Genomic DNA, 7,694 nt, shown 5'->3' with positions numbered 1-7,694 from the left:
CCTGCCCCCCTGCCCCCCTGCTTGCCTTCACCCGTCATTTTCGCCTTGACAGACTACTAGTACAGCTTGGCGGAAATAAACCAACTATTCTAAATCCTCCAAAAGCCTATACTGTCTTCATTTTGACTTTTGACTTTTGACTTTTGACTTTTGACTTCCGCCTTGCGGTACTAGCCTTCATCCCTTGTCTAAAGCACAGATGTGGCTTCCTGAGTCAGCAACATCTTCAAGGGTTTTCGGCATTTTCCTTATAATTTAATTTTGCAAATCGGACGCAAGGCTTATATCCCCAACTACTTAGAGAAGTTGGGGATATTTTAAGTAATTGCTAAATATAGCAATTTTACTCAATTGTACCAGTGGTTATTAACATATAACTTAATAACCAATTTGCTGATGTGGCTCTGCGAGTTTGTCGAGGACCAAATTCACCAATTTTGTAGCCTTTAAAACCGAGTCTTTCCTTGAGTATCTGTTTATTTTCCTGGGGAATAGAACGAGTTAATTTCATAATTGCTGGACGAGAAGCAATAAAATCCGGTGGTTGTGAATATTCATCTCGCCATGTTGATGATACTTGACTATTATCCCAAGTTTCTGTAATCCCATCATAACGATAACCTAAGTGATACCATAATAATTGGTTTACAGTGGTATCATCAATTGTATCGTTAATAATTGCCCAAATTGTTTCTGTATTTAGCGGTGGAAGATTAGACATGATTTCCAGGTAAGGGGAAGGAATAGATAATAGGTAATAATTTTACCAATTACCAGTCTTTGCAGATATAATCAGTGATCAAACCCACAAAATATTACTTAGCAAATATTTCGGCAAAAAACTGTCGCATAGCTTGCCAAGAACGCTGATCTGCCATTGAATTATAAACAGCACCTTTGGGATTATTTTTGGCTTCTGGATTAGTGAAAGAATGAAGCGCACCACCATAGTATATTAGTTGCCAGTTCACATTACCTAGACGCATTTCTCTTTCAAAACCTTGGACTTGCGCTTCTGGGACAAAGGGATCATCAGCGCCATGCAATACTAATACCTTAGCTTTAATATTTTTAGCATCATTAGGATTGGGTGTGTCTAGGTTGCCATGAAAACTAACTACACCTGCAATATTAACACCACTACGGGCTAATTCTAAGACTGTACCACCACCGAAGCAATACCCAATGGCAGCAATGTGTTTAGAGTCAGTTAAGGGATAATTTTGTAAAACTTGTAACCCAGCTTTTGCCCGTTCGCGGAGTAATTTTCGATCTTGACGATAAATAGTTGCTTGTTTACCTGATTCTTCGATGTTTTTTGGTCTAATTCCTTTACCATAAATATCGGCGGCAAAAGCCACATATCCCAATTTAGCCAACTGTTGGGTTCGTTTTTTGGCATAAGACTGTAACCCATTCCATTCATGAACTACTAATACACCGGGACGTTTAACTTTAATAGCATCATCATAAGCAAGATATCCTTCCAATACTGTGTTTCCTTGCTTATACTCAATTATTTTGGTTTTAATTGCTGCTAATACATGAGCAGAACTCAACAAAACCACCGCAGGTGTCAGCAAAACAGAAAGTAAAAATTTCATACCTTTATTAAGTATTCAAAATTGATTATGGTGAATTATCGCCACAAAACTCGACAAAATAAAAGTAATTATTGGGAAAATAGTTGCTAAAATTCTGCTTTTAGCTTTCCTATGATATGGGAGTCCGGTTTGATTCTTGTTCATTATACCGAGACTCAATCGTTGATTCGATGGGGTTTACGGTTTACAGCTTGTATGGCTTACGCTACGCTATCAAAAATCAAATAGTAGCCCTATGTATCTGAGCCATCAAAAACAAATTCAGTAGTTATAAAGTTGCAGTAGTATGGTTTACGCCACACTACGATACACTATCAGAATGAACTTTTTGTATAACTGGCATAGGAATAGAGGTAGATTTAATTATTTTTCGTATAGAAATATACTTATTTGATTCTGGTCTCCTAATTTCTGTATCTGTTGAGTAAGATTGCCATTCTAGCAACGCGAAATTTTGTCGCAACGCTAAATTATTAGTTATATAAAGAAAAATCAATCGTTGTTCCCCACTAATTCATCGGCTATTAACTCACTACCATGCGTGCAAGTGCTACTATTTATCAGAATCCCCTACTTCAAGGCTGTAGTTTACCCGTATTTGCGGATATTAAATCAGAGCAAGTCGAACCAGCTTTTAGTCATCTATTGGCAGAACTGGAAAAGCAATTAATTGACTTAGAGGCAAATATAGAGCCTACTTGGAACGGTTTAGTAGAACCTCTAGAAAAATTGACAGAAAGACTAAATTGGAGTTGGGGAATACTGAATCATTTAATGGGTGTAAAAAATAGTCCAGAACTACGTATTGCCTATGAAAAGGTACAGCCGCAAGTAGTTCAGTTTATGAATATCCTGGGTCAAAGTAAACCTATTTATAGTGCGTTCAAAGCAATTCGCAATAGTCCTAGTTGGGAAACTTTAGATTCAGCCCAGCAGAGAATTATCAAAGCTGCAATTCGGGATGCAGAATTGTCTGGTGTTGGTTTAGAAGGAAAAGATAGAGAGCGTTTTAATACTATCCAGATGGAATTAGCAGAACTGGCAACTAGGTTTGCTAATCACGTTCTAGATGCGACTAAAGGCTTTATTTTAATTCTCACCACCCCACAAGACATTGATGGCTTACCAAGTAGCTTTTTGAGTCTTGCAGCCCAAGTTGCTCGTGCATCTGGTGAAGAAAATGCCACCCCGGAACATGGACCTTGGCATATTACTTTAGATTTTCCTAGTTATTTCCCATTCATGCAGCACAGTACCAGGCGGGATTTGCGGGAAAAACTCTATAAGGCTTACATTACCCGGGCATCTTCCGGGGAATTAGATAATAATCCTTTGATTATACGAATTTTAGAGCTAAGAAAAGAACTAGCTAAATTAATTGGCTTTGAAACTTTTGCTGAACTGAGTTTGGCTAGTAAGATGGCTAAGGATATTTCCTCTGTAGAAAGGCTGTTAGAAGAACTCCGTCAAGCTAGTTATAATGCTGCTGTCAAAGATTTAGAACAACTCAAAGCCTTTGCCAAGGCGAAAGGAGCCGTAGAAGCCGAAAATTTGCAGCATTGGGATATTAGCTTTTGGGCTGAACGTCAACGGGAAGAACAATTTGCCTTTACTGCCGAGGAGTTAATTCCCTATTTTCCCCTGCCTCAAGTTCTAGATGGGCTATTTGGGCTGGTAAAAAGGCTATTTGGGGTGACGGTGACACCTGCTGATGGTCAAGCCCCAATATGGCATGAGGATGTTCGTTATTTCCAAATTGCTGATAAATATGGTGAACCCATTGCCTATTTTTACCTAGATGCTTACAGTCGTCCTGCGGAAAAGCGTGGTGGTGCTTGGATGGATGCTTGTATTCACCGTCGCAAAGTTACAGAAAATGGTTTAACTACTATTCGGCTACCTGTAGCTTATTTGATGTGTAATCAAACTCCCCCTGTAGATGGTAATCCGAGTTTAATGGCTTTTGATGAAGTTGAGACATTGTTCCATGAATTTGGACATGGTTTACATCATATGCTGACTAAGGTGAATTATCTGGGGGCAGCAGGTATTAATAATGTTGAGTGGGACGCAGTGGAATTACCGAGCCAGTTTATGGAAAACTGGTGTTATGACCGCCAAACCTTGTTTGGCATGGCGAAACATTATGAAACAGGGGAAGCATTACCAGAACATTACTACCAAAAATTGTTGGCGGCACGTAATTACATGAGTGGTTCAACTATGTTGCGGCAACTGGATTTTAGTAGTGTGGATTTGGAGTTACATTACCGCTATTGCCCTAATAGTCAGGAAACTGTGACAGATGTGCGAAACCGGATTGCTAGGTTAACGACTGTGTTACCACCATTACCCCAGGATGCGTTTTTATGTGCTTTCGGTCATATTTTTGAAGGGGGTTATGCAGCGGGATATTATAGCTATAAATGGGCTGAAGTTCTCAGTGCTGATGCTTTTGCCGCTTTTGAAGAAGTAGGTTTGGAAGATGAACCTGCAATTCAGGCAATTGGCAGACGTTACCGAGACACGGTGTTAGCACTAGGTGGCAGTCAGCATCCAATGGATGTATTTAAAACCTTCCGGGGACGAAAACCCAGTACCAAGGCTTTACTCAAGCACAATGGACTGCTGGCTGCTGTGTAAGTTAGAAGTCGAAGGGATGAGGGAATGAGGAGAATATTTATCTTGAATTGTGCCTCTTACCTCTTGTCTCTTGTGGATTTACAGGAATACCCGAAGTCCCTTGGGGAGAACCCCACCTCTGGTTTAGAGAACGCAAGGAATCCAAATTAAGTGGTTTCGGTGAACCAAGAATCTCGTTGAGAGTGTTAAATGACAACTTCTTCCCGTTGGCAATCAAAGAAAAGCTCAAAAACAGTGTTAGGAATCATCTGACGGATGTGCTGAATATAGCCTTCGGCATCAGAACGACTGCGAAACCGGGAAACAATTACTTTTTCTTGTTCTGTGACAACACGGGCTACAGCCCAACCATTCAGCCTTTTTTTGTAGGCGTTATCTTCTCTTGCTGTAGGCATGGCTTGATTTTCTGAGGTGATATTTTTGTAATCCGTATTTTGTGGCATGATTATTTTATGCGTATGAATTTGAGTGAAGGGCGTTAGTATGTCTCTTAGCTAAAGATGTACTAGCGTTTTTTATTGATGATGCCACCTTGTTATTACACATTTTCAAAATTGTCAATACGTGATGCAACAACTTATCTTTTAAGAATGTTTAGTTTTATTTGATGTCAATGGGTATTTACTGAGCAACTTAGTGTTTAGATACACATAACAACTAAAGTCATTGTGTAATAAGTAGTGATACAGAATTAATTATATACAATGTTATTGCGTAAGCGTTGCGTGGCGTTAGCCATATGGAATAAAGTGAAATGAAGCAATCGCCAGGGTTGTGATTGCTTCCCTTCCCTCGCAATGACTGTAAATATTTTTGTCCAATTGCTTATATGGCATAATTCAGGAATGATTTGAGGTTTCGGTTGGGAAATATTTACGAATATTGCCATACTTTTTCAGGGTAATTTTGAAAGAATCCGAGAAAATAAAAAATGTCAATTACATCAATCATCCAAAAAGTAGCATTGCAAATAGGGGCTGTGGTTTTAGTTGAACCAGAATATGAATTTGTGGGGCATATTACTTTTAAAAATGGGAAAAAGTCAGTTTTTAGTCATGCCAAATTGAATATTAATGGTTTCGCCTCAGCCGAATTAGCTAAAGATAAAGCCTATAGTAATTTTTTCCTGAAGCACTTTGGATATCGGGTGACAGAGGGAAAGACATTTTTTAGTGATCAGATGTGTGCTAAAATAGCTCATCCTCGAAATATTGATGATGGATTTAATTATGCACAATCAATGGGATTTCCTGTGATTGTTAAGCCGCTAAATCTGAGTCAAGGTATATTGGTGACTAAGGTGCATAATCAGGAGGAATATTATGATGTTGCTAATAAGATATTCCAAATTAAATCAGGGTTGATTGTTGAAAAGTTTTACAGTGGTAATGACTATAGAATTGTGGTGTTGGATGATGAGGTGATTACGGCTTATCAAAGAATTCCTTTATGTGTTGTTGGTGATGGTATATCTAATGTTTTGGAGTTGCTACAACAAAAACAGGAAAAAATTATTAATACGGGTAGAAAAAATGTGATTAAATTTGATGATTTTCGCATTTCCCAAAAATTAAAAACACAAAATTTTGATTGGGATAGTGTGATTCCTCGTGATCATACTGTTTATCTTTTGGATAGTGCTAATTTATCGAGTGGCGGTGAAGCGGTGGATTTTTCGGAAACTATTCATCCTGATTTTCAGAAGTTAGCAATTAATATGACTAAAGATATTGGACTAAGATTAGCTGGGGTGGACATACTTACCGATGATATTACTATGCCGATGGTAGATTATACGCTGATTGAAGTCAATGGTTCTCCTGGGTTAAATCACTATGCTGCTAGTGGTAAATTAGCAGCAAAGAGAGTGGAAGAGTTATATTTGAAAATTCTCCAGGTGATAGAGAATGAGAGTTAAGGATTACAAGTTTTTTCTGAGTAGTGATTCAAGTTCCTCTGACAAAGAGTTCATATCTGCGACTCTAGCTACGAGTAAACTATCATGTCCGGCATCGTTTAAGCGGGATTTCCAATAGTTAATACTTTCAGCATTATTCATCCAAAAGTCAATGACTGTATCTACTACTTGATCTAAGTTCCAACCCCATTTAACGGGGATTGGTTCTATGGATGATAGAAAGGCATCTAATGTGCAAGTATGAGTTCCTATATATTCTATGCCTTGATGCTGCGGTTTTATAAAACTCTGTTGTTGGTGATTGAAAAAATGCAAAACAGGAGATACACCTACCAGATTGAAACTGTATTTAATCATAAGAATACCCGGTAAGTGGGAAACGAGCGCGTCTTTAGACCTGAGAGGGAAACGACACGAGCGGTTTTAACCGCTGTGGATATTAAAATTAAAACCAGATTTTTGATTGGAATCGGGAAACCAACTCCCATTTCTGGGGTAATGTTAGCTGATGCCTACGGCACGCTGCGCGAACGACCAGTTATAAGAGCTTTTTAGACTTGCAACACTGTTTTAGTGACCTTAAAACTGTTTAATTGCAAATGACAGAGCAGGGAACTAGCAACGCATTCCGGGGTGTCGTGACTCAAATAACGGCTACCATGAGAGTAAACTCAGGGTGGTCTGGTCAGTACGGCTTGCTTGATTACTCTTGCAAGCTCAGTCCCTTTAGGGCTGGGTTACTGACTCTAGTCCTCCAAATGAATTCATCAACTGTCGAGAAACTTGACTTTTGGGCAATAATCTATTGCAGAAAAGTCCGCTAACTCTATCTAGGAAAAGGAGAATTTTTGCCTACTACATCAGTTTCAAGATTAAGCTAGAAATTAGCACTCAACCCCTGTGAGTGCTAGGGTTTATTTGGTTGTTACATTGTATTATCCATGATTTGGAGGATAATTTCAAGGTGAATAATATGCGAGTTACGCTATTGCTAACGCACCCTACAAAAGTTTAGTTTAAGCCAATAAAGTTCGATTTAACGATTTTTGGCTAAGGCTGGCTAAGGCTATATTAGTAACTGGCAGACTGGATTATTATGGGTTTTTCAGTTAAAATATTTTTAAGAAAGCGCATATAGCGGTTATCGCTAGGATGCAATACAATCTAGGGCGCAGACCCTGCGCCCCTACAGGCTTTACAATTCGCTGACTGTATCTCGCTCAAGTGCATACCGCTATAATATCACCAGACAGGTACGTAAAAAATGGTATACAGCTTTATACTCCCAGAAGAGACTATTACCAACTTTCAGGAAAAGATAGAATTCCTGGAAAAGTGCCTGAATAATGCTAACCCGCAAGATGAAATATTTGCAGAAATAATTGAGTTGGAAAATAGCGGACTAATATCTATCAATAAACTTATAGAGGAAGTGAAAAATCTACAGTACAAACTTAATAAAATTATTAAGTTTGTTAAGGTATTAAAGGAAAAAGTAGAATTGGATCAATCATCAGTTATACTTTTTG

General features: G+C 38.5%; 6 protein-coding genes and 1 pseudogene. 3 read left to right on the top strand and 4 right to left on the bottom strand.

The window, feature by feature from the left end:
* Window positions 1-343: 343 nt before the first annotated feature.
* Entirely contained in the window at window positions 344-721 is a 378-nt protein-coding gene (locus IQ228_RS16550; RefSeq protein ID WP_027402927.1) for a DUF1823 family protein, read from the bottom strand.
* 94 nt (window positions 722-815) lie between these two features.
* The gene (locus tag IQ228_RS16545; RefSeq protein WP_193963587.1) at window positions 816-1,604 is read right to left on the bottom strand and encodes a dienelactone hydrolase family protein; all 789 of its coding nucleotides are present in this window, start codon (window positions 1,602-1,604) and stop codon (window positions 816-818) included.
* A gap of 537 nt (window positions 1,605-2,141) precedes the next feature.
* Between IQ228_RS16545 and IQ228_RS16540 the strand changes: the two genes are divergently transcribed.
* Window positions 2,142-4,247, top strand: coding sequence for a M3 family metallopeptidase (locus tag IQ228_RS16540; RefSeq protein ID WP_193963585.1), 2,106 nt, complete (start codon window positions 2,142-2,144; stop codon window positions 4,245-4,247).
* A 185-nt stretch (window positions 4,248-4,432) separates the two neighbouring features.
* Here IQ228_RS16540 and IQ228_RS16535 read toward each other — a convergent pair whose 3' ends face one another.
* Window positions 4,433-4,690 carry a hypothetical protein gene (locus IQ228_RS16535; RefSeq protein WP_027402924.1) on the bottom strand — a complete coding sequence of 86 codons (258 nt, stop codon included), beginning with the start codon at window positions 4,688-4,690 and terminating at the stop codon, window positions 4,433-4,435.
* A 488-nt stretch (window positions 4,691-5,178) separates the two neighbouring features.
* On the opposite strand from IQ228_RS16535, the gene IQ228_RS16530 reads away from it, so the two are divergent.
* Window positions 5,179-6,165, top strand: a complete 987-nt coding sequence (locus IQ228_RS16530) for a cyanophycin synthetase (RefSeq protein WP_027402923.1) — start codon at window positions 5,179-5,181, stop codon at window positions 6,163-6,165.
* Window positions 6,166-6,168: 3 nt separating this feature from the next.
* Here IQ228_RS16530 and IQ228_RS16525 read toward each other — a convergent pair whose 3' ends face one another.
* Window positions 6,169-6,519: a hypothetical protein gene (locus IQ228_RS16525; protein WP_027402922.1), complete on the bottom strand. Its 351-nt coding sequence runs from the start codon at window positions 6,517-6,519 to the stop codon at window positions 6,169-6,171.
* A gap of 910 nt (window positions 6,520-7,429) precedes the next feature.
* Between IQ228_RS16525 and IQ228_RS26700 the strand changes: the two are divergent.
* Window positions 7,430-7,694, top strand: a pseudogene (locus IQ228_RS26700) (hypothetical protein); the annotation flags it as partial.

The organism is Dolichospermum sp. LEGE 00246, assembly GCF_015207865.1.
Classification (GTDB): Bacteria; Cyanobacteriota; Cyanobacteriia; order Cyanobacteriales; family Nostocaceae; genus Dolichospermum; species Dolichospermum heterosporum.
This window is presented reverse-complemented; position numbering and strand designations above follow the sequence as displayed.

Bases quoted from the DNA above. Each gene is read 5' to 3' on its own strand.
- IQ228_RS16535 (WP_027402924.1), bottom strand. From the start codon at position 4,690: ATGCCACAAAATACGGATTACAAAAATATCACCTCAGAAAATCAAGCC.
- IQ228_RS16550 (WP_027402927.1), bottom strand. From the start codon at position 721: ATGTCTAATCTTCCACCGCTAAATACAGAAACAATTTGGGCAATTATT.
- IQ228_RS16545 (WP_193963587.1), bottom strand. From the start codon at position 1,604: ATGAAATTTTTACTTTCTGTTTTGCTGACACCTGCGGTGGTTTTGTTG.
- IQ228_RS16530 (WP_027402923.1), top strand. From the start codon at position 5,179: ATGTCAATTACATCAATCATCCAAAAAGTAGCATTGCAAATAGGGGCT.
- IQ228_RS16540 (WP_193963585.1), top strand. From the start codon at position 2,142: ATGCGTGCAAGTGCTACTATTTATCAGAATCCCCTACTTCAAGGCTGT.